The sequence below is a fragment of the Symbiopectobacterium purcellii genome, assembly GCF_052050035.1.
Classification (GTDB): Bacteria; Pseudomonadota; Gammaproteobacteria; order Enterobacterales; family Enterobacteriaceae; genus Symbiopectobacterium; species Symbiopectobacterium purcellii_A.
In genome coordinates this window covers 1,539,290-1,561,108 of sequence record NZ_CP189882.1, presented here as the reverse complement: position 1 = coordinate 1,561,108, position 21,819 = coordinate 1,539,290, and the positions used below count along the sequence as shown (strand labels likewise).

Annotated in this window: 24 protein-coding genes, 1 tRNA gene and 7 pseudogenes; 24 read left to right on the top strand and 8 right to left on the bottom strand. The window is 51.3% G+C overall.

The genetic code is table 11. The features are described from left to right. The first annotated feature begins 46 nt into the window (after positions 1-46). The 7 genes and pseudogenes from kefG to ACQGXV_RS11610 all read left to right on the top strand — a co-directional run. On the top strand, positions 47-601 hold the full coding sequence (gene kefG / locus ACQGXV_RS11640) for a glutathione-regulated potassium-efflux system ancillary protein KefG (RefSeq protein WP_440867385.1): 555 nt from the start codon (positions 47-49) through the stop codon (positions 599-601). Then, the gene (kefB, locus tag ACQGXV_RS11635) at positions 601-2,415 is read left to right on the top strand and encodes a glutathione-regulated potassium-efflux system protein KefB (RefSeq protein ID WP_440866465.1); all 1,815 of its coding nucleotides are present in this window, start codon (positions 601-603) and stop codon (positions 2,413-2,415) included. Before kefG ends, kefB begins: the two co-directional genes overlap by 1 nt. Before the next feature lie 29 nt (positions 2,416-2,444). After that, positions 2,445-2,642, top strand: a complete 198-nt coding sequence (locus ACQGXV_RS11630; protein ID WP_440866464.1) for a YheV family putative zinc ribbon protein — start codon at positions 2,445-2,447, stop codon at positions 2,640-2,642. A gap of 92 nt (positions 2,643-2,734) precedes the next feature. After that, on the top strand, positions 2,735-3,265 hold the full coding sequence (gene slyD, locus ACQGXV_RS11625) for a peptidylprolyl isomerase (RefSeq protein ID WP_440866463.1): 531 nt from the start codon (positions 2,735-2,737) through the stop codon (positions 3,263-3,265). Further along, positions 3,213-3,503 (top strand): hypothetical protein, encoded by a 291-nt coding sequence (locus ACQGXV_RS11620; RefSeq protein ID WP_440867862.1) that lies wholly within the window; start codon positions 3,213-3,215, stop codon positions 3,501-3,503. Before slyD ends, ACQGXV_RS11620 begins: the two co-directional genes overlap by 53 nt. Before the next feature lie 280 nt (positions 3,504-3,783). Further along, a pseudogene (locus tag ACQGXV_RS11615) lies at positions 3,784-4,518 on the top strand (MFS transporter); the annotation flags it as partial. A gap of 210 nt (positions 4,519-4,728) precedes the next feature. After that, positions 4,729-5,066 (top strand): annotated as a pseudogene (locus ACQGXV_RS11610) (transposase); the annotation flags it as partial. A 42-nt stretch (positions 5,067-5,108) separates the two neighbouring features. Here the strand turns inward: ACQGXV_RS11610 and ACQGXV_RS11605 are convergent. Beyond that, the gene (locus ACQGXV_RS11605) at positions 5,109-5,249 is read right to left on the bottom strand and encodes a hypothetical protein (protein ID WP_440866462.1); all 141 of its coding nucleotides are present in this window, start codon (positions 5,247-5,249) and stop codon (positions 5,109-5,111) included. 29 nt (positions 5,250-5,278) lie between these two features. On the opposite strand from ACQGXV_RS11605, the gene ACQGXV_RS11600 reads away from it, so the two are divergent. Then, positions 5,279-6,490, top strand: a complete 1,212-nt coding sequence (locus ACQGXV_RS11600) for an IS256 family transposase (RefSeq protein ID WP_440863481.1) — start codon at positions 5,279-5,281, stop codon at positions 6,488-6,490. Between the two features lie 13 nt (positions 6,491-6,503). Here the strand turns inward: ACQGXV_RS11600 and ACQGXV_RS11595 are convergent, their stop codons facing one another. Continuing rightward, positions 6,504-7,325, bottom strand: a complete 822-nt coding sequence (locus ACQGXV_RS11595; RefSeq protein ID WP_440866461.1) for a transposase family protein — start codon at positions 7,323-7,325, stop codon at positions 6,504-6,506. 86 nt (positions 7,326-7,411) lie between these two features. Between ACQGXV_RS11595 and ACQGXV_RS11590 the strand changes: the two are divergent. From ACQGXV_RS11590 to ACQGXV_RS11535, 12 genes and pseudogenes are all read left to right on the top strand, one after another. Then, positions 7,412-8,191 (top strand): annotated as a pseudogene (locus ACQGXV_RS11590) (IS3 family transposase); the annotation flags it as partial. Positions 8,192-8,355: 164 nt separating this feature from the next. Then, a pseudogene (locus tag ACQGXV_RS11585) lies at positions 8,356-8,571 on the top strand (C4-dicarboxylate ABC transporter); the annotation flags it as partial. Between the two features lie 108 nt (positions 8,572-8,679). Beyond that, complete coding sequence (gene cutA, locus ACQGXV_RS11580; RefSeq protein ID WP_440866460.1) at positions 8,680-9,012, top strand: divalent cation tolerance protein CutA; 333 nt, start codon at positions 8,680-8,682, stop codon at positions 9,010-9,012. Continuing rightward, entirely contained in the window at positions 8,988-10,721 is a 1,734-nt protein-coding gene (locus tag ACQGXV_RS11575; RefSeq protein ID WP_440866459.1) for a protein-disulfide reductase DsbD, read from the top strand. Before cutA ends, ACQGXV_RS11575 begins: the two co-directional genes overlap by 25 nt. 239 nt (positions 10,722-10,960) lie before the next feature. Then, positions 10,961-11,542 (top strand): transcriptional regulator, encoded by a 582-nt coding sequence (locus tag ACQGXV_RS11570; RefSeq protein ID WP_440866458.1) that lies wholly within the window; start codon positions 10,961-10,963, stop codon positions 11,540-11,542. A gap of 130 nt (positions 11,543-11,672) precedes the next feature. Beyond that, positions 11,673-11,748 (top strand) — tRNA-Phe (locus tag ACQGXV_RS11565). Positions 11,749-12,033: 285 nt separating this feature from the next. Beyond that, positions 12,034-12,300, top strand: a complete 267-nt coding sequence (locus tag ACQGXV_RS11560) for a hypothetical protein (RefSeq protein WP_440864957.1) — start codon at positions 12,034-12,036, stop codon at positions 12,298-12,300. A gap of 22 nt (positions 12,301-12,322) precedes the next feature. Next, on the top strand, positions 12,323-12,640 hold the full coding sequence (locus ACQGXV_RS11555; RefSeq protein ID WP_440866457.1) for a transposase zinc-binding domain-containing protein: 318 nt from the start codon (positions 12,323-12,325) through the stop codon (positions 12,638-12,640). Positions 12,641-12,718: 78 nt separating this feature from the next. Then, positions 12,719-13,312 (top strand): transposase family protein, encoded by a 594-nt coding sequence (locus ACQGXV_RS11550; protein WP_440866456.1) that lies wholly within the window; start codon positions 12,719-12,721, stop codon positions 13,310-13,312. A 108-nt stretch (positions 13,313-13,420) separates the two neighbouring features. Further along, positions 13,421-13,816: a transposase family protein gene (locus ACQGXV_RS11545; protein ID WP_440867384.1), complete on the top strand. Its 396-nt coding sequence runs from the start codon at positions 13,421-13,423 to the stop codon at positions 13,814-13,816. A 53-nt stretch (positions 13,817-13,869) separates the two neighbouring features. Continuing rightward, positions 13,870-14,190 (top strand): transposase, encoded by a 321-nt coding sequence (locus ACQGXV_RS11540; protein ID WP_440866455.1) that lies wholly within the window; start codon positions 13,870-13,872, stop codon positions 14,188-14,190. Then, complete coding sequence (locus ACQGXV_RS11535; RefSeq protein ID WP_440866454.1) at positions 14,114-14,743, top strand: transposase; 630 nt, start codon at positions 14,114-14,116, stop codon at positions 14,741-14,743. The genes ACQGXV_RS11540 and ACQGXV_RS11535 overlap by 77 nt, the downstream gene beginning before the upstream one ends. Here the strand turns inward: ACQGXV_RS11535 and ACQGXV_RS11530 are convergent. After that, positions 14,696-15,193, bottom strand: coding sequence for a hypothetical protein (locus tag ACQGXV_RS11530; RefSeq protein WP_440866453.1), 498 nt, complete (start codon positions 15,191-15,193; stop codon positions 14,696-14,698). The two genes, ACQGXV_RS11535 and ACQGXV_RS11530, sit on opposite strands and share 48 nt — an antisense overlap. Positions 15,194-15,424: 231 nt before the next feature. Here ACQGXV_RS11530 and rph point away from each other — a divergent pair, with 231 nt between their 5' ends. Both rph and pyrE read left to right on the top strand, forming a co-directional pair. Then, positions 15,425-16,162, top strand: a complete 738-nt coding sequence (rph, locus tag ACQGXV_RS11525; protein WP_222158574.1) for a ribonuclease PH — start codon at positions 15,425-15,427, stop codon at positions 16,160-16,162. Between the two features lie 148 nt (positions 16,163-16,310). Next, the gene (gene pyrE / locus ACQGXV_RS11520; RefSeq protein ID WP_222158573.1) at positions 16,311-16,958 is read left to right on the top strand and encodes an orotate phosphoribosyltransferase; all 648 of its coding nucleotides are present in this window, start codon (positions 16,311-16,313) and stop codon (positions 16,956-16,958) included. Positions 16,959-17,063: 105 nt separating this feature from the next. Here the strand turns inward: pyrE and slmA are convergent, their stop codons facing one another. The 3 genes from slmA to coaBC form a co-directional block, all read right to left on the bottom strand. Further along, a complete protein-coding gene (gene slmA, locus ACQGXV_RS11515; protein WP_440866452.1) occupies positions 17,064-17,660 on the bottom strand; it encodes a nucleoid occlusion factor SlmA in 597 nt (198 codons plus the stop codon). A gap of 136 nt (positions 17,661-17,796) precedes the next feature. Next, on the bottom strand, positions 17,797-18,255 hold the full coding sequence (gene dut / locus ACQGXV_RS11510; protein WP_264645462.1) for a dUTP diphosphatase: 459 nt from the start codon (positions 18,253-18,255) through the stop codon (positions 17,797-17,799). Then, the gene (coaBC, locus tag ACQGXV_RS11505; RefSeq protein ID WP_440866451.1) at positions 18,224-19,468 is read right to left on the bottom strand and encodes a bifunctional phosphopantothenoylcysteine decarboxylase/phosphopantothenate--cysteine ligase CoaBC; all 1,245 of its coding nucleotides are present in this window, start codon (positions 19,466-19,468) and stop codon (positions 18,224-18,226) included. The genes dut and coaBC overlap by 32 nt, the downstream gene beginning before the upstream one ends. Positions 19,469-19,864: 396 nt before the next feature. Between coaBC and radC the strand changes: the two are divergent. Next, positions 19,865-20,293 (top strand): annotated as a pseudogene (gene radC / locus ACQGXV_RS11500) (RadC family protein); the annotation flags it as partial. Between the two features lie 10 nt (positions 20,294-20,303). On the opposite strand, the pseudogene ACQGXV_RS11495 reads toward radC, so the two are convergent. Continuing rightward, positions 20,304-20,807: pseudogene (locus tag ACQGXV_RS11495) on the bottom strand (IS30 family transposase); the annotation flags it as partial. 127 nt (positions 20,808-20,934) lie between these two features. Next, entirely contained in the window at positions 20,935-21,351 is a 417-nt protein-coding gene (locus ACQGXV_RS11490) for a transposase (RefSeq protein WP_440866450.1), read from the bottom strand. 89 nt (positions 21,352-21,440) lie between these two features. Here ACQGXV_RS11490 and ACQGXV_RS11485 point away from each other — a divergent pair. Beyond that, a pseudogene (locus ACQGXV_RS11485) lies at positions 21,441-21,812 on the top strand (IS256 family transposase); the annotation flags it as partial. Between the last annotated feature and the right edge of the window lie 7 nt (positions 21,813-21,819).

Sequence of the window (21,819 nt, the reverse complement as noted above, 5' to 3'; positions counted from 1 at the left end):
ATGGTAGCGGAAAACCGCGCTCATGACGACGCTTTGGAGGGGAATGATGTCGCAGCCACCTAAGATTTTGCTGCTGTATGCCCATCCGGAATCGCAAGACTCAGTCGCGAACCGGATTTTGCTGCAACCGGCGCACCAGTTAGCCCATGTTACCGTACACGATCTGTACGCTCACTATCCGGACTTTTTTCTTGATATTCACTACGAGCAACAGTTGCTGCGCGAACATCAGGTGATTGTGTTTCAGCATCCACTCTATACCTATAGCTGTCCGGCGCTGCTAAAGGAGTGGTTTGATCGCGTGCTATCACGCGGGTTTGCTAATGGCATTGGCGGTAATGCGCTGGCAGGTAAATATTGGCGTTCGGTGATCACCACGGGTGAGCCGGAAGAGAGCTATCACCTGGAAGGCAATAACCGTTACACCATGGAAGACGTGCTGCGTCCGTTTGAAATGACGGCGGCCATGTGTCGTATGCATTGGCTACCGTCGCTGATGGTCTATTGGGCGCGCAGACTGCCCGCCGATGTGCTGGCAAGCTATGCTGAAGCGTATAGCGAGTGGCTGGCGTCCCCGTTACCCAAAATGGAGGGTGAGTGATGGAGAGTTCCCCCCTGTTGAGTGCGGGTATTCTATTTTTATTTGTCGCGGTGTTGATGGTGCCCATTGCCAGTCGGTTGGGTATTGGTGCGGTATTGGGGTATTTGATTGCGGGTATCGCCATCGGTCCTTGGGGGCTGGGCTTTATCCGCGATGTTGACGCTATCCTGCATTTCTCCGAGCTTGGCGTGGTGTTCCTGATGTTTATCATCGGGCTGGAGCTGAATCCGCAAAAGTTATGGACACTGCGGCGCTCCATCTTCGGGATTGGTGCCGCGCAGGTTGGGCTGAGTGCTGCGGTACTTGGCGGCTTGCTCTACCTGACCGGCTTTTCCTGGCAGTCGGCGCTGATTGGTGGCGTTGGGTTGGCGATGTCTTCCACCGCGATGGCGCTGCAACTGATGCGCGAGAAGGGAATGAACCGCAGCGAATCCGGTCAGTTGGGTTTCGCGGTGCTGCTGTTTCAGGACTTGGCAGTTATCCCGGCTTTGGCGCTGGTGCCGGTGTTGGCCGGTGTGCAGGGCGAAGTGACCGACTGGAAAGACGTTGCCATTAAGGTCGCTGCCTTTATCGGTATGTTGATCGGTGGACGCTATCTGGTGCGCCCGCTGTTCCGCTTTATCGCCGCTTCCGGCGTGCGTGAGGTATTTACCGCGGCGGCGCTGCTGTTGGTGCTTGGCTCTGCGGTCTTTATGGATGCGCTGGGTTTCTCCATGGCACTGGGCACCTTTATCGCAGGCGTGTTGCTGGCGGAGAGTGAGTATCGCCACGAACTGGAAATTTCCATCGAGCCTTTTAAAGGGCTGCTGCTCGGGCTGTTTTTTATCTCCGTCGGCATGGCGCTCGATCTGGGCGTGCTGTTTACCCACATCGACGAAGTGTTGCTGGGGGTCTTCCTTCTGGTCACGGTGAAGGGGGTTGTGCTGTACGTATTGGCGCGTGTAAACCGGATGCGGCGCTCTGAACGGCTTCAGTTTGCCGGGGTGCTCAGCCAGGGCGGGGAGTTTGCCTTTGTGCTGTTTTCTGCGGCAGCGGCGCACAAGGTGCTACAGGGCGAACAGCTCCCGTTGCTGCTGGTCACGGTAACCCTCTCCATGATGACCACACCGCTGTTGATGCAGGGGATAGACCGCATTCTGGCGCACCGTTATAACGCCACGGAAGAACATGACGAAAAACCCTATGTGCAAGATGATGAGCCGCAGGTGATTATTGTCGGGTTTGGACGTTTTGGGCAGGTGATCGGGCGTTTGCTGATGGCAAACAAAATGCGCATCACGGTACTGGAACGTGATATCAGCGCCGTCAGTTTGATGCGCAGCTATGGTTACAAAGTATACTACGGTGATGCCACTGAACTGGAACTGCTGCGCGCGGCTGGTGCTGAACAGGCGCGCGCGATTCTGGTTACCTGCAATGATCCGGAAGACACCATGGCCATTGTGCATCTGTGCCAAAAGCATTTTCCCAATCTGGAAATTCTGGCGCGGGCACGCGGACGCGTTGAAGCCCATGAGTTATTGCAGTCTGGGGTCAAACATTTCGCGCGTGAAACCTTTTCGAGTGCGCTGGAGTTGGGGCGTAAAACGTTGACGTCGGTGGGGATGCATCCTCATCAGGCTTACCGGGCACAGCAACATTTTCGGCGTTTGGATATGCGTATGCTGCGTGAATTGATGCCGATACGTCAGGGCGATGCCGATGTGGCGCAGGTTTCGCGCGTCAAGGAGGCTCGACGGGAGCTGGAAGACATTTTCCAACGCGAAATGCAGCACGAACGCCGTCGTCTGGATGACTGGGATGAGTACGAATAGCACGCACCGCGTGCAGCGAGGAAGGCAAGATGCAACGTAAACGGTTTATCGCGGGTGCTGTGTGTCCTCAGTGTCAGGCGCAGGATACGCTGGCCGTAGGGCAGGAAGATCAGGAAGATGTGTTTACCTGTGTCAAGTGCGGCTATCGTCAGCGTCAGTCCGATCCACCGCCTGCCGCGCCAGAGCGGCAGGATGAGCATATCATCGGCATTTTTCATCCTGATTGATCGTTGGGTCATTTTTTTATCCCAGACGGTACATGGGGATTTTTTTCAGCTACAATTTGCGCCAGTTTTGATTTCCAACGGTAGGAGATGTCATGAAAGTTGCAAAAAATCTGGTGGTCAGCTTGGCCTACCAGGTACGTACAGAAGATGGTGTATTGGTTGATGAGTCTCCGGTGAGCGCGCCGTTGGACTACCTGCACGGTCAAGGTTCCCTGATTTCTGGTCTGGAAAAAGCGCTTGAAGGCCGCGAAGTGGGTGAGAAGTTTGACGTTGCTGTTGGCTCTAACGACGCCTACGGCGAATACGACGAAAACCTGGTGCAACGCGTGTCGAAAGACGTCTTTATGGGCGTTGATGAGCTGCAAGTGGGCATGCGCTTCCTGGCTGACACCGATCAGGGTCAGGTGCCGGTTGAGATCACCGAAGTGGAAGATGACCACGTGGTGGTTGACGGTAACCACATGCTGGCAGGCCAAAACCTGAAGTTCAACGTGGAAGTGGTTGCTATCCGTGAAGCAACGGAAGAAGAGCTTGCTCACGGCCATGTTCACGGCGAGCACGATCACCACCATGAGCACGGTGACGGTTGCTGTGGCGGTCATGGTCACGACCACGATCACTAACATGGTAAAGGCGGCTGGGGCGGTCACGGCGGCTGCGGTTGCCATTGATTTTCGGCTTATGCCTGTGAGGCGAGACCTCACCGCTAAAAACCCGGAGTGCCAGGCGCGACCGGTTTTTTTTCGTGCTGCAAACAACGCCATTAGCGCTGAACGCGTTGATTTTACCCGTCTTTCATCGTGTTATTTTCGTATCACGCTTTCCTGCCTTTCTGCCCAACTAGGGATATTCATCACATAACCGGTTAAAAGCCGCGGGGGGCTTATTGACACTTATCGGTGCTTTGGTGAACAATGTGCAAACGTTCCCGAGAGCGTTATCTTTATAAGATACACCCTAGAACATCCAGGAAAGAGAACCTCTACCATGACCTACATGAATATCGAGTTACGTGGCCTGATCCCCACCTCCTTCACGCCCCTTCATCGTGATGCTCAACTGCCGCGCGTCGGCTAATGGCATGCAAGCCGCTGCGCAAGCGTATCGCGGCTAACACACTATCCTTTTTGGAGAACAAACTATGTCAACGCATGACATGAGTGCCGGTGTGATCAATGCAGACGCCAGTACTGTCACCGCAAGCGGGACATCCAATGCTGAATTGGTCGCCCGTCTTGAACGGATGCCGATCACGCGCCAACTGCTGACCATCCGCGTGGTGGTCGGTCTTTCTACCTTTTTCGATGCTTACACCGTACTGGCTATCGCCTTCGCCATGCCACAGCTCGCCGCGGAATGGGGGCTGAGCGCAGCAGATATCGGCCTGATTATTGCTGCCAGCTATGTTGGGCAACTGTTTGGTGCCGTTTTCTTCGGTTCTCTGGCCGAGAAAATCGGGCGTTTGGGCGTGTTGAAGATCACCATCATCCTGTTTGTGATTATGGATGCGGCCTGTCTGTTTGCCTGGAGTGGGCTGTCAATGATGGTCTTCCGCTTTTTACAAGGGGTGGGGATTGGTGCGGAAGTGCCCGTGGCGAGCTCCTATATCAATGAGTTTGTTGGTGCCAAAAAGCGTGGGCGTTTCTTCCTACTCTACGAGGTGATTTTCCCTATCGGTATGATGTTTGCGGGAATTGCAGGGTATTTTCTGGTCCCTGTTTATGGCTGGAAAGCCATGTTCATCGTCGGCCTTATTCCGTCAATAATCACCGTTCCCCTGCGTTGGTTAATGCCTGAATCGCCACGGTGGTTAGCCTCGAAAGGCCGTTTGGCCGAAGCCGATAAAGTGGTGAGTAAACTGGAGAATGAGGTGCTATAGCCAACCGACTTAAAAATGATTACATCCTATGCCCTGATATGCGGCAAAGAAGCATAGCTGGCTGTTATCAAAATAATGTCGCTTGGCTATACGTCGTGGAGGAACGTTACCCGAACCGGTTATTCGCACTGTAGTGTAGTGGCATACTGAATTTGGCCACCTAAGTAGAGGTGATATGCTTACCTCATAATTTTTATAGGTGCCAAAATGAGTAAAATAATTACTGCTGAATTTAAATGTGAAACCGCCAAATTAGTCCTTGACCAAAATTATACCTACCAGGAAGCCGCGAAAGCCATTAACGTCAGTCTTTCAGCGATTAGCCGGTGGGTAAGAGCCCTTCGTTTAGAACGTCAAGGGAAAACATCGCCTGGTCTGCCATTAACACCTGAACAAATTGAGTTCAGAGAAATGAAGAAAAAAATCCACCGACTGGAAATGGAGAATGCCATCTTAAAAAAGGCTACTGCGCTCTTAATGTCCGACTCACTGAAAAATTCTCGGTAGTTGAAAAGCTAAGAGCGCTTTATCCAGTAAGCGTGTTGCTTAATAGTGAAATAAGGGTGTTTCGGTGATTGAAGTAAATTTTACGCTGTTCTGAGATGGAAATTCCAAAGACCGGCGCTAAGGAGTAAGAAGGTATCATCAATAAAGGGTCTACGATTCCGTAAAATTTGGGTCATGCAACCGAGGCGCTGAGACTGTAAAATAATCTGTGTAAATGGCATTTTGAGGAAAACCTTCAAAGGATAACAAAATGCCTATCAGCAACGAACTTATTGACCAACTGCTTCAAGATTGTCACTCCCCTCAGGATCTGCTGGGTGAATCAGGCCTACTCAAGGTGCTGACTAAAAGACTGGCGGAACGGGTTCTTGAAGCTGAGATGGAGATGCACCTTGGGTATGCTAAGCATGACCCGGCTGGTAATAATTCAGGCAACTCCCGCAATGGCAAGACATCCAAGAGCGTACGTAGCCAAAATGGGGAGATCGAGCTCGATATTCCGCGCGACCGCAACAGTACCTTCGAGCCGACACTGATCGGTAAGCACGAAAAACAGCTTAACGGCTTCGATGACCGCATTATTTCTCTCTATTCCAGAGGGTTATCAACCCGTGATATTCAGGCACACTTTAAAGAAGTCTACGGGGTCGATGTTTCCGCTGGCTTCATTTCTCAAGTGACCAATGCTGTGATGGATGAAGTTAAGCGCTGGCAGCAACGGCCGCTGGATGCGCTTTATCCCATTGTTTACCTTGACTGTATTGTTGTCAAAAGCCAGGACGGCGGAGCCGTGGCCAACAAGTCTGTTTATCTGGCCCTCGGCGTCAACGGCCAGGGCGAAAAAGAGCTGCTGGGGCTATGGATAGCCAAAACTGAGGGGGCCAAGTTCTGGTTATCTGTGATGACAGAACTGAAAAATCGTGGGCTAAAGGACATCTTCGTCGCCTGCTGCGATGGCCTGAAAGGCTTTCCTGATGCCATTGAAGCTGTTTACCCGCATACGCGGGTACAGCTCTGCATTGTGCATCAGGTGCGGAACTCGCTGCGCTACGTCGGCTGGAAAGAGCGTAAGGCCGTTGCTGCTGACCTGCGCACCATCTATAGTTCCGCAACGCTAGAGGGCGCTGAAGAGGCCCTGGATGCCTTCGCGGCCAAATGGGATGAACAGTTCCCGACGATCAGCCCGTCGTGGAGAAATAATTGGGAACGTCTCATCGTCATTTTTGACTTTCCGCCGGAGATCCGCAAGGTTATCTACACCACCAACGCGATAGAGTCGTTAAATGCTTCATTGCGCAAGATAACGAAAACGCGACGAATATTTCCAACGGATGACTCGGTGATAAAATTACTCTATCTAGCCTTGCATAATATCTCTGCTAAATGGACCTTGCCAATCAGAGACTGGAAACCTGCTATGAGCCAATTCATGTTGATGTATGGAGAACGAATCTCCGGTTAAGCAATGGAGCCATTTACACAAAATTCTTTACAGACTCGAGGCGCTTGATACCCGCGATGGCGTGTTCAACTGTAATACGGATGCCCGAGATTATTTTATTTTCTTGTTTTTGTTCAGGCGATAAAGGTCTTTTTCGAGTTCCTTTTTTTGGGATTTGTGTATTAGGATGCTGTTTATCTATACCTTGAAAACCGGTATCTGCCCAGATGGTTACCTCAGGAGGAATATGGCGAATTATATCGACTTTATCGAGTAAGCGTTTATCGTGACGGCGCCCATTTTTGCTCATGGGGATAAATCCAATTTGCCTTGTTTCGTCAGTCATAATAAGCCCTTTTCGAGTGGTCTGTCTTTTCTTTCCCGAATACATTTTTTTTCGCCGACGCAGATTCTTAGGCTTTTGGACAGGTCGCTCTGTCCCATCAATAAAGACGTCTTTAACTCCAGGAAAGGCGCGAAAAAATTCCTCAGCAGAGCGAATTTGACGAGCGGGCAAAACACATTCTCGCCCCAAGGTCATCTCTAAAACCGGCAATAATATTTTTACCCAGCGACATACCCGTGTTCTATCTAACCCAAAAAGAAGTCCTTGCAAATCATAGGTCGGATAACATTTTAAATACAATAAAATAAAAAGCAGTTTATCTAATGGGGTTGGGATAAATCCTTTCTGCCCTGCACCCATCTGCCGCTCGTGATCTTTTCGATTCTTTTTCCGATAAATCAAATAACAAGCTGAAAATTCAGCGGCTAAATTTTTCAATTCTTCGACTGATAATCCAATGATTGCTTTACATAAACGATTATCTCGTAACAACCGCTCTTTGTTGATCATTTCAAACCTTTATTCTCTAAGTTAAACCTCTTTTTATTCTCAATAGCCTGACAAAAAATGCAAGTCTCTATTCAGCAACTAGTTTAGTGAAAGCGTTGTGTCGTATTTTTAATGTTCACCGAAGCAGTTATCGCTATTGGTGTCGACCTAAGGAGCCAGATATTGAGCGGACGATAAAACGTAGCCTGGTCAGCGAAGCGTGGAACGTTAGTGGCGGGTCTGCGGGCGCAAGGACTATCGCCACGATGGTTACCAATACACACGACGTGAAACTTGGGCGGTGGTTAGCGGGTAAGTTGATGAAAGAATTAACCCTCGTTAGTTGCCAAACAAGAAAACATCAATACAACAGCGGTGGAAATGAACGTATTGATATTCCAAATCTGCTCAATAGGCAGTTTCCTGTTACCAAGCCTGACCAGGTTTGGTGCGGCGATGTAACCTATATTTGGACAGGCGACCGATGGGCGTATCTGGCGGTGGTATTAGATTTATTTGCCCGAAAACCCGTGGGTTGGGCAATGTCGTTTTCGCCAGATTCAGAATTAACAGCCAAAGCACTACAAATGGCTTGGGAACTGCGTGGGCATCCCAAACAAGTCATGTTTCATAGTGACCAAGGAAGCCATTACACCAGTCGTCAGTATAGGCAGGCATTGTGGCGTTATCAGATGACCCAAAGTATGAGTCGCAGAGGAAATTGTTGGGATAATAGTCCGATGGAGCGATTCTTCCGTAGTCTGAAGACTGAATGGGTGCCAACGACTGGCTACCAAAGCTTTAGTACTGCTCAATCATCCATTATTCGCTACATAACTCATTATTATAGCGATGTCAGACCTCACTGGTATAACGGTGGGTTATAGCCAACCGACTTAAAAATGATTACATCCTATGCCCTGATATGCGGCAAAGAAGCATAGCTGGCTGTTATCAAAATAATGTCGCTTGGCTATAACACCAAATGAATCAGAACGGCTGTTCCATCAACAGTCAGGTAGGGTGGCCAAATTTAGTTGACCACTACAGTGTAACGCCAGTCACTGCCGTGGCGTCTTTTGCCGCGGTATCAGCGCTGTTCGTGTTGCCCACTTATCCCACGCTGCTCGCCGCTGTGGAAATGGATGACACCGGTTCAACGCGCATCGGCAAGTACGTCTTCAACCACGCGTTCCTGGTGCCTGGCGTTCTGGCGATTACGCTATCCGTTATCTTTGGCTTTGTTCTGGGAAATATGGTGCTGTAACGTCCCTCCGGTATTCACCCCGTGCGGTGCGCCACCGCCCGGCATCCATTCCCCTCGGCCCCCAAAGCAGGGTATAGTACCCCCAGTTCCTCTTTCACTGGGGTGACCATGGAAAATCCTGCAAGCTGCACCGCCATCGTTGTCCTGTGTACTGCACCTGACGAACCCATAGCACAACAGTTGGCAACGGATGTGCTCACTGCCGGGCTGGCAGCCTGTGTCACAGTACTGGCTGGCGCGCACTCTTTCTATGTCTGGGAAGGTAAGTTGGAGCAGCAAAGGGAAGTGCAACTGGTGATCAAGAGCTATACCTTGCATCAACATGCGCTGCTGCAACGCCTGAAACAGCAACACCCTTATCAAACGCCGGAACTGCTGGTGGTTACGATCACTGATGGCGACAAAGATTACCTGACATGGCTAACCGCATCCTTACGCTGATCCTGCTGTTAAGCACGCTGATCTGCCCTCAACTGGCAGGCGCATCCCTGTTTTCGCCGTCATCTGCGGTGCAAAACAGCCGTTTTTTGACGGTGGATCGCGCATTTGCTTTCGATTTTCAGCAACAGCAAGAGACGCTGACGCTACGCTGGCAAATCCACCCGGGCTATTACCTCTATCGCGACAAAATCACGCTGGCTCCCGGCCAAGCCGTGTTAGGCGACATATCCATACCCGCCGGCCTGCCGCACAAAGACGATTTTTTTGGCGAAGTGGCAATCTTTCGCGATAGCCTCACGGTAACCGTCCCTATTAGGCAGAGCACGGCGGGCGCCACCGTGCGTGTTACCTATCAGGGCTGTGCCGATGCGGGTTTTTGCTACCCACCTAAAACGCGGGAAATTCCGTTAAGTGCCGTGACCGCAGACCAGCAGCCAACGCACAGCAATACGATTTCCCCCGTCACAGCACCGGTAGCACCTGCGCCGCTGCCGTTTTCTCCACTTTGGGCGCTGTTGATCGGTATCGGTGTTGCCTTCACCCCCTGCGTGCTCCCGATGTACCCACTGATTTCCGGGCTGATTCTTGGCCGGAAACAGCAATTATCCGCGCGCCGCACCCTGCTGCTGGCGTTCACCTATGTGCAAGGCATGGCCCTGACCTACACGTTGCTCGGCATTGTCATCGCGGCAGCGGGGCTGCGCTTTCAGGCGGCGCTACAGCATCCGGCCGTGTTAATCGGTTTGTCACTGCTGTTTATCGCACTCGCGCTGTCGATGTTTGGTCTCTATAACCTACAAATGCCCTCCGCCCTGCAAACACGTCTGGCGCTGTGGAGCAATCGACAACAAAGCGGCTCTCTTGGCGGGGTCTTTTGCATGGGGGCACTAGCAGGGCTGATTTGCTCGCCTTGCACCACCGCGCCTCTCAGCGCCATCCTGCTCTACATTGCGCAAAGCGGTAATAGCGTCGCTGGCGGCGGCATCCTTTATCTCTATGCGCTCGGTATGGGCTTGCCGCTTATCGCGGTAACGCTGTTCGGCAATCGCTTTTTACCCCGCAGCGGCCCCTGGATGCAGCACATCAAAACGGCTTTTGGGTTTGTCATTTTGGCCTTGCCGGTTTTTCTGCTGGAACGCGTTGTAGGCGATATCTGGGGGGCTCGCCTGTGGAGCCTGCTGATAATTTCCTTCCTGGCATGGCTGATCATGCTGGGTTTGCGCAGCCATTGGCGCGGAATGCGTTTGATACAACTGCTGCTTTTGATTGGTGCCGTGACCGTGGCTCGTCCATTGCAAGAATGGCTAATGCCTTCATCAAGCCAAGCCAGCACCGTTCATACATCAACCCTGCCGTTTATACCTGTTCATCATCTGGAGGGGTTGAACCAATCCCTCACCAGCAGTCAGCGCCCTGCTATGCTGGATTTATATGCCGACTGGTGTGTCGCCTGCAAAGAGTTTGAGAAGTACACCTTCAGCGATGCGAGCGTTAAACAGGCGCTGGCTGGTTTTCAACTTCTTCAGGCGGATGTGACCGCCAACAATGCGCAGCAAAATGCATTGCTAAAAAAATTTCAGGTTATGGGGTTACCAACCATACTCTTTTTTGACAGTAACGGCCGGGAGATTCCCGAGTCACGCATTACGGGTTTTATGGATGCCGAGGCGTTCCGGACACATTTGCAAAAACTGGGCAATACACCTTAAATAATTCGAGTTGCAGGAAGGCGGCACATGAAGGACCCCCGATGCGCTTACTCAAGTCAGTGATCCGGGTGACAAATCTGCCGGGAGCTGATCTAAACGCCGCGTGCGGCGGCCTCGTAAACGGTGAGGCCCAAGGATGGGCCGAATAACGAGAGCAGCCAACGCACATGCAACTTGAAGTATGACGGGTATAAGCCACTGCGACGGTGGCGGTCCCAGTCTGAATCAAGGGGAATATCATGCAACTACAGCGGGACGAGGTACTTGAGAACGCGCTGATCTTACTGGAACAACAGGGCGTTGCCGCCTTAACGTTAGACACCTTGGCTGAGAAGCACAGCATCACCGCCGAGGCCATGACCGATTTCTGGCCAGATCGTGAGGCACTTCTCTATGATTGCCTGCGGCACCATAGTCAGCAGGTGGATACCTGGCGGCGCCAGCTATTACTGGATGAAACGCTCTCCGTTGAGGAAAAGCTGCTGGCACGCTATCAGGTATTGCATGAAGCGTTGCAAAACCAACGCTATCCCGGCTGCTTGTTTATTGCCGCATGCAGTTTCTACCCTGATATCCATCACCCCATTCACCAGATTGCAGAGCGTCAAAAACAGGCATCGCTTTTCTACACGCGAGAACTGCTGACGCAGTTGGAGACGGACGATCCAGAAATGGTCGCTCAGCAGATGGAATTGATTCTCGAAGGGTGCCTGAGCCGGTTAATGGTCAAACACCATGCTGATGACATCTCAACCGCCCGCCGCCTGGCAGAGGATGTACTGCGTTTTGCGTTATGCCGCAAAAACGGTGCGCTGACCTGACAGAATACGGGGCGCGACGCTGAGAAATGCGTCATCCTGACTGAAAAGTCGGCAATCAATGTGGTTTTGATGCTTTTCCTGCACAAATCCGTTGACGGCAAGCGGCCAATACGGTTTAATGCGCCCCGTTGCCCGGATAGCTCAGTCGGTAGAGCAGGGGATTGAAAATCCCCGTGTCCCTGGTTCGATTCCGGGTTCGGGCACCACTCTTCAGAGCCTGTTCGTTAAGAGATGAGATCCTTAACGGGCAAGACAGAGGGTCCCCTCAGCACAATGTTGGTAAATATGCTTACCACACATATGTTGAACACGGGACTTTAAAGTCCAGAGGATGTCTCTAGCATCCTCTGGACATCTCATATACATTAAAAACACTTCAGCAACGTATTTACCTGTTCTCCTGCCTCTCTGGAACGAAGCAGCCTGGCGGCTGCAAATCGAAGTGTGGCAGAATAGCGATATTCTGAAACCCGCCAGCCGAAGGTTATCCCGTGTCACATTCCCCTGAGCATCAGCGCGTTCATACAAAAATGGTTAAGCAGATTTTCAAAACGGTGGTCCGACAGGGCAACCTCCCTTACCAGCAATTCCGCCTTTTCGTTGACAACGATCCTGACTGCACAGAGTGGTTCTGGACCACCTTCTACAGTGAATTCCCTGATTCTCCGTACCACTACGTTGCCTTCTGCCATACCTGTCGCCGGTTTGACCTGTACGAAACCGAAGCGGAGATGCTCTCCGATGACCCGCACGGATGATACCGGCATACAGCCCCGCCCCATGAAGACGCTGTTTCAGCGCAACAGGGCATGGGCTGACATCATGGAGGCATACCCGCTCCGGCCTGTAGAGATTGAGGTTGTCACAAAGATGCTGGCCTGCGGCACCCCACTGACGGGCAGCCGGGAATTTCGCTGCAGCAACCCCGACTGCACTCACCACCGTTACATCCATCAGAGCTGCCACGGACGCGGATGTCCGACCTGCGGCAAAAAGGCCACCGACCTGTGGATTGCCACCATGATGGCCCGCCTGCCGGATACGCCGTGCCAGCACGGCACATTCACGATGCCGGATACCCTGTGGCCATTAAACTAGTTGCTGAATAGAGACTTGCATTTTTTGTCAGGCTATTGAGAATAAAAAGAGGTTTAACTTAGAGAATAAAGGTTTGAAATGATCAACAAAGAGCGGTTGTTACGAGATAATCGTTTATGTAAAGCAATCATTGGATTATCAGTCGAAGAATTGAAAAATTTAGCCGCTGAATTTTCAGCTTGTTATTTGATTTATCGGAAAAAGAATCGAAAAGATCACGAGCGGCAGATGGGTGCAGGGCAGAAAGGATTTATCCCAACCCCATTAGATAAACTGCTTTTTATTTTATTGTATTTAAAATGTTATCCGACCTATGATTTGCAAGGACTTCTTTTTGGTTTAGATAGAACACGGGTATGTCGCTGGGTAAAAATATTATTGCCGGTTTTAGAGATGACTTTGGGGCGAGAATGTGTTTTGCCCGCTCGTCAAATTCGCTCTGCTGAGGAATTTTTTCGCGCCTTTCCTGGAGTTAAAGACGTCTTTATTGATGGGACAGAGCGACCTGTCCAAAAGCCTAAGAATCTGCGTCGGCGAAAAAAAATGTATTCGGGAAAGAAAAGACAGACCACTCGAAAAGCGCTTATTATGACTGACGAAACAAGGCAAATTGGATTTATCCCCATGAGCAAAAATGGGCGCCGTCACGATAAACGCGGCTTTGTTGAATAATTTAAGATACTGATTTATATAAGCATTATAAAATTTCAACGACTAATTTTTCCTCTCGGAATGCTTTTTATTGTGCTAACTATTTGATTTGTCGTTCTAACAAAATACATTCTCTGTAAATGCATTCTAACTAAAGAAGATGTAAATCAAACGGTTAAATTATTCAACAAAGCCGATAAACGCTTACTCGATAAAGTCGATATAATTCGCCATATTCCTCCTGAGGTAACCATCTGGGCAGATACCGGTTTTCAAGGTATAGATAAACAGCATCCTAATACACAAATCCCAAAAAAAGGAACTCGAAAAAGACCTTTATCGCCTGAACAAAAACAAGAAAATAAAATAATCTCGGGCATCCGTATTACAGTTGAACACGCCATCGCGGGTATCAAGCGCCTCGGTTGCATGACCCAAATTTTACGGAATCGTAGACCCTTTATTGATGATACCTTCTTACTCCTTAGCGCCGGTCTTTGGAATTTCCATCTCAGAACAGCGTAAAATTTACTTCAATCACCGAAACACCCTTATTTCACTATTAAGCAACACGCTTATTGTTTGAAGCCAACCGCTGGCTGCTGAATGGCCTCTTTGCGCTGGCGGCGGACAACCTGCTGTACGCTGCGGAGCAGCGGGGCCTGACCACCGGTATTTTCGGCGCTCTTCACACGTATGGTCGCCAGCTTAACTGGAACTGCCATATTCACCTGTCGTGGACCTCCGGCGGCATAAATGAGCACGGTGCCTGGAAAAAACTGTCGTTCGCCCTGCCGAAGGTCAGGGCGCGCTGGGTATGGAATGTACGCCAGTCATCTGCTGTCTGCATGGGAGTCTCTTGTTCTGCCGCCGCAGCTGGCTCACATCCGGGATTATGATGAATGGAAGCGCTTTATCCTCAGCCAGGGGAAAAATGAGCAGGGAGAGATTTACTGGCACGTGTATTTTGCGAAGCCGACGAAACATCCCCGGCAGACAGCAAAGTACCTGGGCCGGTACCTGAAAAAACTGCCTGTGTCGGGTGCGCGACTGGCACACTACGACGGGGGAAGCCGCATCACCCTGCGTTTTCTGGATCACCGGACGGGGAGGCATGAAGACCTGGCGCTCAGTCAGCGTGAGCTGATACTGCGGCTGATAAAGCATATACCGGAGAAGCATTTCCGGATGGTGCGTTACTTTGGTTTTCTGGCTAACCGCGTAGTGGGAAAACTGTTGCCTCTGGTGAGAAAAGCCCTGGGGCAGGATAATGTGAAAAAAGCAGCGCCAGTGACATACACAACGCTGAGTCAGGGATTACTGAATACAGACCCGTTTGCCTGCCTGCTGTGCGGGGCAAAAATGGCGTTCAGCCGGGCGCTGCCGGCAACGGCCCTGGAGAAGCTAATCGCGAACGCCGGGGAGATAGCGCGAATGCGTTACGTTGGATAATGCGGGGAAACTCTGCCTGGAATTCGGCGATGTAATCAAAAAACGCGCAATGTGTTCAAAAATCACCCAAACACAGAGGCATTCACGATAAAAAAGCCGGTTTTCATCGTTGCCAGCCCCCGAAATCAGGGGCCCAAAAAAGTTTGAAATTCCTAGGCGTGCACTTAAGCGCCACAGTGCGCAATCGAGTGCGTTGCGTGCCGCACCAGGAGGGAGCAGCGTTTGGATTTCATCCCTCGACGCGCCGCGTGTAACCGCACCACGCACGGCGTCAAGTTGACGGCAGACGCTGGCGGCAGATTCTTGATATTCAAACGCGGGCGTACATTCGCCTAAACCGATAAATCCCTGTTCTTCAACGGTGATCCTGACTACGCTTACGGCATTGCGCAATTCCTGCGCACGCTTGCACGGGCGTGCCAGAGAGAGTTTGACGGTCTCAACCTGCATCTGGCGCATCTCGTGTATCCCTCTGGTGAATGAATAATCAAAACTATTTCATGCAGGGTAATCGCTGACGAATACTTGTTTGTCGGGAGGGTATAACCTCAGGCTATGCCTTGATGCAGACGCCAACATTCCCTTGCCGATATCGCGAAACGCGCGGCAGCTAAAGTAGGAATTGTTGTCCGAAGGCCGTATAATGCGCGCCAATCAACAGCGCATAACCCGGAGAATCTCATGCGTCCGTCAGGCCGAAGTGCACAACAGGTGCGTCCCATCACGCTAACGCGTGGCTATACCAAGCATGCGGAAGGTTCCGTGTTAGTAGCGTTCGGCGACACGAAAGTACTGTGTAACGCGACGGTAGAAGAAGGCGTACCACGCTTTCTGAAAGGGCAGGGAAAAGGCTGGGTAACCGCTGAATACGGCATGCTGCCGCGTGCGACCCATAGCCGCAATGCGCGTGAGGCTGCCAGGGGGAAACAAGGCGGAAGAACGCTGGAAATTCAGCGCCTTATTGCACGTTCTCTGCGCGCTGCCGTTGATCTGGAAAAGCTCGGTGAATACACCATCACGCTGGATTGCGATGTGTTGCAGGCTGATGGCGGCACGCGTACCGCTTCCATTACTGGCGCGTGTGTTGCGCTGGCGGATGCGTTCAATCGCATGGTGGCAAAAGGCCAACTCAAATCCAGCCCGCTCAAAGGCATGGTCGCGGCGGTTTCCGTGGGGATTGTTGCCGGTGAAGCTGTGTGCGATCTCGAATATGTGGAAGATTCTGCCGCGGAAACGGACATGAACGTGGTCATGACCGAAGATGGCCGCATGATTGAGGTGCAGGGCACCGCCGAAGGCGAGCCGTTCAGCCATGAAGAGCTGCTGGCGCTGCTCGCTCTGGCGCGTGGTGGCATTGACACTATCGTCGAGGCGCAGAAAGCGGCATTGACGCAAGCGCCGGTCGCGGACCTCAAGTAAACATGATTGGCATAAACCGCCTGTCATCTCATTAGCCGTTGCCTGGCAGCGGCGTTGTCCATTTTTGCAAAGCGACCCCGGCGTCGCTTTTTTTATGGCTGGAATTCCAGCCATAACCATACTCACCGTGATACGAGGAGATACAGTAATGAAAGCCTATCAGCGCCAATTTATTGAATTCGCGCTTAGCAAACAGGTATTAAAATTCGGCGAATTCACATTGAAGTCCGGGCGTGTCAGCCCCTATTTCTTCAATGCCGGGCTGTTCAATACCGGGCGCGACCTGGCACTTTTGGGCCGTTTTTATGCTGAAGCGTTAGTGGATGCCAGTATCACCTTTGATGTGCTGTTTGGGCCGGCTTACAAGGGGATTCCGATCGCCACGACCACCGCGGTGGCGCTGGCTGAACATCATGAAACCGATGTGCCTTACTGCTTTAACCGTAAAGAAGCCAAAGATCACGGGGAAGGGGGCAATCTGGTCGGTAGCGCGCTGCAAGGCCGAATCATGCTGGTCGATGATGTGATTACCGCAGGTACCGCCATTCGTGAATCCATGGGGATTATCGCGGCAAATGGCGCGACGCTTGCCGGGGTGTTAATTGCACTGGATCGCCAAGAGCGCGGTACAGGAGCCATTTCGGCCATTCAGGAAGTGGAACGCGATTACCAGTGTCAGGTGATTTCCATCATTGCGCTGCAAGACCTGATCAGCTTTTTGGCCGAAAAACCAGAGATGGCCGTGCATCTGGATGCGGTGAAGGCTTATCGCGATCGGTATGGTATAACGGCGTAGTCACCGGTGCACAGGTGTTGATGTTGCCTGAGAGGTTTCTGGCCAGCCTGTTACTTGTGTAAACAGGCCTTGGTGCAGAGGCTCTTAGGCAAAAGCGAGGTGAAGTTAATAGAGTTGGGCGGCAAGCAGTGGCCAACGTGTCTCAAAATCCTGCGTAGGCCGAAAGCGAAATTCTGAGCGCACATAGCGTGACAGCATCCCTTCACAGAAGGCGAGCAGTTGGCTGGCAAGCAGTGACTCGTCATGGACAAGGGTTTTCCCCTCTCGCAGTTTGTGCTCACGCAGCACTTGCTTAAGCTGCGATTCAATGCGCTCAAACAGCTGGTTGATGCGTCCTTGTAAACGATCCTGTTCGAACATCAGCGCATGACCAGTCAAGATGCGCGTCAGGCCGGGGTTGCGTTCAGCAAAACCCAACATGAGTAACAAAATCAACCGCAAGCGTTGGAACGTATCTTTCTCATCTTGCAGGATCAGATTGATACGTGTTGTCAGCGAATCCTCAATAAACTCGATAAGGCTGTCAAACATCCGCGTTTTGCTGGGAAAGTGCCGATAGAGTGCGGCTTCGGAAACCCCGACCATTGCGGCAAGCTTTGCGGTAGTGATGCGTTGGCTGCCATCACTGGATTCCAGCATTTGCGCCAACGCTTGCAAGATTTCCTCGCGGCGATTCCTTTTCGTATTCTCTTTCTCTGCCATGTCAGAAAAGACCCTTGATCAAAAAGAAGCTGACAACTATTTAGAATTATTTAGGGCAACGTCTTGAATAAACGCTACAAAGACACGCGATTGACCGCGTGTCCAAGGGGTAACGCAGGGTATACCCCTTTTCGAATCAACGACGACCTGAATGGCCGAAGCCGCCTTCTCCGCGTTCTGTTCCTACAAAATCATCGACAATGTTGAATTCGGCCTGAACGACGGGAACAAATACCATCTGTGCGAGGCGTTCACCGGGTTCGATAGTGAAAGCTTGCTGGCTACGGTTCCAAACGGAAACCATCAGTTGTCCCTGATAATCAGAGTCGATAAGCCCGACCAGATTACCTAATACCACACCGTGCTTATGCCCCAGCCCTGAGCGAGGGAGGATCACAGCAGCCAGGCTGGGATCGGCGATATGGATAGCGATACCCGTTGGCACCAGTATCGTCTCGCCTGCGGCTAGCGCGATCCCTTCATCAATACAGGCTCGAAGGTCAAGGCCAGCCGAGCCTGCGGTGGCATAGGTCGGTAACGGGAACTGTTGACCAATGCGTGCATCAAGAATTTTTACGTCGATTTTTTTCATCATAACGGCGGACAATCTCATCGATTAAATGTTGGCCAAGGAGGCGCTTTTCGCACAGAGGTAAACGGGTGTCACCCTCCGGCCAAAACAGCTGCAACGCGTTGGTGTCACTGTTGAATCCCTGCCCTGAAAGGGACACATCATTCGCGCAAATCAGATCCAGATTCTTACGCGTCAGTTTTTGTCGCGCGTATTCTTCCACATTCTGGGTTTCGGCAGCAAATCCAACGACGAAAGGGCGACCCGCTGACATGGCCGCAACCCCGGCAATAATATCTGGGTTTTTAACCAGTGTGATACTGATTTCATCACCCTGTTTTTTAATTTTGTCGTTGGCTATCTGTTTAGCCCGGTAATCGGATACGGCGGCACAGCCGATGACAATCTGCTGCTGTGCCGCATGAGACATCACCGCCTGCTGCATGTCCAACGCGCTGGTTACGTCAATGCGCTGAACGCCAGCGGGTGTGGGTAATGACACAGGACCGGTGACCAGCGTCACGTGAGCGCCACGCTCTGCCGCTGCTTGAGCGATGGCAAATCCCATCTTGCCGGAACTGTGATTGGTAATGAAACGTACCGGATCAAGCGCCTCACGCGTTGGTCCCGCCGTGATCATAATGTTGAGATGTTGCAGATCGTTGACGCGCGAGAAATACCCGTCGGCAAGTTCAACGATCGCCGACGGATCAATCATTCTACCAGGACCCACATCACCGCAGGCCTGACTGCCGCTGTCGGGGCCCCACACCAGGCCACCGCGCCGTGCCAATGTGGCGAGATTATCCTGTGTTGGTGTCGCACGATACATCTGCTGATTCATGGCAGGTGCAATAGCGACGGAGGCTGCCGTTGCCAGACAAAGCGTGGTGAGCAAATCGTTAGCCATGCCAGCGGCTAAACGTGCAATCACATCTGCCGTTGCGGGAGCAAGAATAACCAGGTCCGCCCATTTTCCCAGCTCAATGTGCCCCATCGACGCTTCGGCTGCAGGATCGAGCAGATCGTCTGATACTGGGTATCCTGAAACCGCCTGAAGCGTGAGCGGTGTAATAAATGCCTTGGCGGCAGGTGTCATTACCACGCGGACTTCTGCACCGCGATCGCGCAGACGACTGACAATTTCTGGGCACTTGTAAGCGGCGATACCGCCGCTGATGCCGAGCACGATTTTTTTACCGGAGAGCCCAGGCTGATTGGAAAATCCCGTCATCATCTTTGTCCGATTAACGCCTAAGAGGAAACATTTTATCATAACCTTGCCGGATGAGCGGAATCTTGCTCGCGTTTGTGTATGCTCATGACGCTTTGTTGCAGGACGTCTTGCGTGAGGTTATGCAGGTGTTTGCTTGAGCCCTCGCCGCGCCACCGCGAGCCTGCCATGATAGGGTAACGATGGAAAGGAGGCGCAACGGGCTTTGTTGAATAATTTAACCGTTTGATTTACATCTTCTTTAGTTAGAATGCATTTACAGAGAATGTATTTTGTTAGAACGACAAATCAAATAGTTAGCACAATAAAAAGCATTCCGAGAGGAAAAATTAGTCGTTGAAATTTTATAATGCTTATATAAATCAGTATCTTAAATTATTCAACAAAGCCGGCGCAACGGTGTGGATTGACGATCAGGCTCCACGTGAAAAGCTTATTGTTTCGGGGGCTGAAGCGCTTACGGATGTGGAACTGCTGGCCATTTTTCTGCGCACTGGGTTGCCGGGAGTTCACGTGATGGCCTTGTCAGAGCAACTGCTGCATCATTTTGGCTCCCTCTACCATGTCATGATGGCAGAGCAACGAACATTTTGCGCCGTGAAAGGGATGGGCGTTGTTAAATTTGTGCAATTTCAGGCGGTAGCGGAGTTGGCGCGGCGACTATACGCCACGCGTTTGGTGAAAGAAAAAGCGATGCTGAATCCCGATCTGACCCTGCGATACCTGCAATCGGCGTTGGCTCATCAGGCGCGAGAGATTTTTACCGTGCTATTTCTCGATAATCAGCACCGTGTGATTCGACATCAAGAGATGTTTGCCGGTAGTATAGCCAACCGACTTAAAAATGATTACATCCTATGCCCTGATATGCGGCAAAGAAGCATAGCTGGCTGTTATCAAAATAATGTCGCTTGGCTATACGATGACTGACCTGACTGAAGTCTGTTCCCTTTGGGTAAAAACGTCGTATCAGCCCGTTGGTGTGCTCATTCAAGCCCCTCTCCCAGGAATGATAAGGATGGGCAAAGTAGACCTGCGCCCCTGTGATTTGAGTAATTTGCTCGTGCAGAGCGAATTCAGGGCCGTTATCAGCTGTTAGGGTCTTAAACTTGCAAAAGGTATTAGCTTCAATGTCCCTGAAAGCAGCAACCACAGTCTCCGCACGCTTATTAGGCAGTTTGCGAATGATGACGGTTTTCAATGCTTTATCTACGATGGTTAACAAGAATGACTTCTGGTCTTTGCCAAAAATAGTGTCAATTTCGAAGTGGCCAGGCTCCTGTTTAAGCTCGGCTTGAGCTGGGCGATACTCAATACCAACACGGTTGGGAATAGGGCCTGATTTGAGGTTTTCGGCATTGTACCTGTAACGTTTTCCCCGATGAGGAAGTTGCTGATATAGCCAACCGACTTAAAAATGATTACATCCTATGCCCTGATATGCGGCAAAGAAGCATAGCTGGCTGTTATCAAAATAATGTCGCTTGGCTATATAGCTCCCCGCCAGCCTGTCTCTCCTGCAGGATATAGCGATATAGCGTATTCTTGCTGACAGATATACCGAATTCCAGGTGCAAACGGCCACTGATGATTTCAGGTGAAGAGTGAGTGGAAAGCGCCTGCCTGATGAAGTTCTGAATGTGTGGCTCCAACTGGTAAAAAGCATTGTTTGGCAGAGGCTTATGACGGCGTTCCCGCGCCAGAGTGTCCGCCCTTCTACAGCAGTAGACACCATTGAAAGTAGGGTCGGTATTGCGTCTGAGTTCCCTGCTGATGGTCGAGCGAGGCAGAGCAAGCTCTCTGGCGATGGTAGCTTGGTTGACACCTTCACCACGCCGCTTTTCGATGTAGAACCGTTCTTTCTGAGTCAGATGTTTTCCCTGCATGCAACAGGCTCTCCAGTATGGCCAGAACGGTGATTTTATCCGACTCTGGCAAGTGGGTCACTTTGTTGCGTTTCGAGTGGGAATGGGGCAGAGGGCTATCAACCCGTGAGATTCAGGCTCACTTTAAAGAAGTCTACGGGGTCGATGTTTCCGCTGGCTTCATTTCTCAAGTGACCAATGCCGTGATGGATGACGTTAAGCGCTGGCAGCAACGGCCGCTGGATGCGTTTTATCCCATTGTTTACCTTGACTGTATTGTGGTCAAAAGCCAGGACGGCGGAGCCGTGACCAACAAGTCTGTTTACTTGGCTCTAGGCATCAACGGCCAGGGCGAAAAAGAGCTGCTGGGGCTATGGATAGCCAAAACCGAGGGGGCCAAGTTCTGGTTATCTGTAATGACAGAACTGAAAAATCGTGGGCTACAGGACATCTTCATCGCCTGCTGCGATGGCCTGAAGGGTGCACTGG

What these genes read in the sequence shown, in the direction of transcription:
- ACQGXV_RS11530 (WP_440866453.1), bottom strand. Translation starts at nt 15,193, where the DNA reads ATGCAGGTTGAGACCGTCAAACTCTCTCTGGCACGCCCGTGCAAGCGT.
- ACQGXV_RS11605 (WP_440866462.1), bottom strand. Translation starts at nt 5,249, where the DNA reads ATGCCATTTACACAGATTATTTTACAGTCTCAGCGCCTCGGTTGCATG.
- kefB (WP_440866465.1), top strand. Translation starts at nt 601, where the DNA reads ATGGAGAGTTCCCCCCTGTTGAGTGCGGGTATTCTATTTTTATTTGTC.
- dut (WP_264645462.1), bottom strand. Translation starts at nt 18,255, where the DNA reads ATGATGAAAAAAATCGACGTAAAAATTCTTGATGCACGCATTGGTCAA.
- coaBC (WP_440866451.1), bottom strand. Translation starts at nt 19,468, where the DNA reads ATGATGACGGGATTTTCCAATCAGCCTGGGCTCTCCGGTAAAAAAATC.
- slyD (WP_440866463.1), top strand. Translation starts at nt 2,735, where the DNA reads ATGAAAGTTGCAAAAAATCTGGTGGTCAGCTTGGCCTACCAGGTACGT.
- kefG (WP_440867385.1), top strand. Translation starts at nt 47, where the DNA reads ATGTCGCAGCCACCTAAGATTTTGCTGCTGTATGCCCATCCGGAATCG.
- ACQGXV_RS11490 (WP_440866450.1), bottom strand. Translation starts at nt 21,351, where the DNA reads ATGCAGGGAAAACATCTGACTCAGAAAGAACGGTTCTACATCGAAAAG.
- ACQGXV_RS11620 (WP_440867862.1), top strand. Translation starts at nt 3,213, where the DNA reads ATGAGCACGGTGACGGTTGCTGTGGCGGTCATGGTCACGACCACGATC.
- ACQGXV_RS11595 (WP_440866461.1), bottom strand. Translation starts at nt 7,325, where the DNA reads ATGATCAACAAAGAGCGGTTGTTACGAGATAATCGTTTATGTAAAGCA.
- ACQGXV_RS11630 (WP_440866464.1), top strand. Translation starts at nt 2,445, where the DNA reads ATGCAACGTAAACGGTTTATCGCGGGTGCTGTGTGTCCTCAGTGTCAG.
- ACQGXV_RS11550 (WP_440866456.1), top strand. Translation starts at nt 12,719, where the DNA reads ATGATCAACAAAGAGCGGTTGTTACGAGATAATCGTTTATGTAAAGCA.
- pyrE (WP_222158573.1), top strand. Translation starts at nt 16,311, where the DNA reads ATGAAAGCCTATCAGCGCCAATTTATTGAATTCGCGCTTAGCAAACAG.
- rph (WP_222158574.1), top strand. Translation starts at nt 15,425, where the DNA reads ATGCGTCCGTCAGGCCGAAGTGCACAACAGGTGCGTCCCATCACGCTA.
- ACQGXV_RS11535 (WP_440866454.1), top strand. Translation starts at nt 14,114, where the DNA reads ATGTACGCCAGTCATCTGCTGTCTGCATGGGAGTCTCTTGTTCTGCCG.
- ACQGXV_RS11555 (WP_440866457.1), top strand. Translation starts at nt 12,323, where the DNA reads ATGAAGACGCTGTTTCAGCGCAACAGGGCATGGGCTGACATCATGGAG.
- ACQGXV_RS11570 (WP_440866458.1), top strand. Translation starts at nt 10,961, where the DNA reads ATGCAACTACAGCGGGACGAGGTACTTGAGAACGCGCTGATCTTACTG.
- ACQGXV_RS11600 (WP_440863481.1), top strand. Translation starts at nt 5,279, where the DNA reads ATGCCTATCAGCAACGAACTTATTGACCAACTGCTTCAAGATTGTCAC.
- ACQGXV_RS11575 (WP_440866459.1), top strand. Translation starts at nt 8,988, where the DNA reads ATGGCTAACCGCATCCTTACGCTGATCCTGCTGTTAAGCACGCTGATC.
- slmA (WP_440866452.1), bottom strand. Translation starts at nt 17,660, where the DNA reads ATGGCAGAGAAAGAGAATACGAAAAGGAATCGCCGCGAGGAAATCTTG.
- cutA (WP_440866460.1), top strand. Translation starts at nt 8,680, where the DNA reads ATGGAAAATCCTGCAAGCTGCACCGCCATCGTTGTCCTGTGTACTGCA.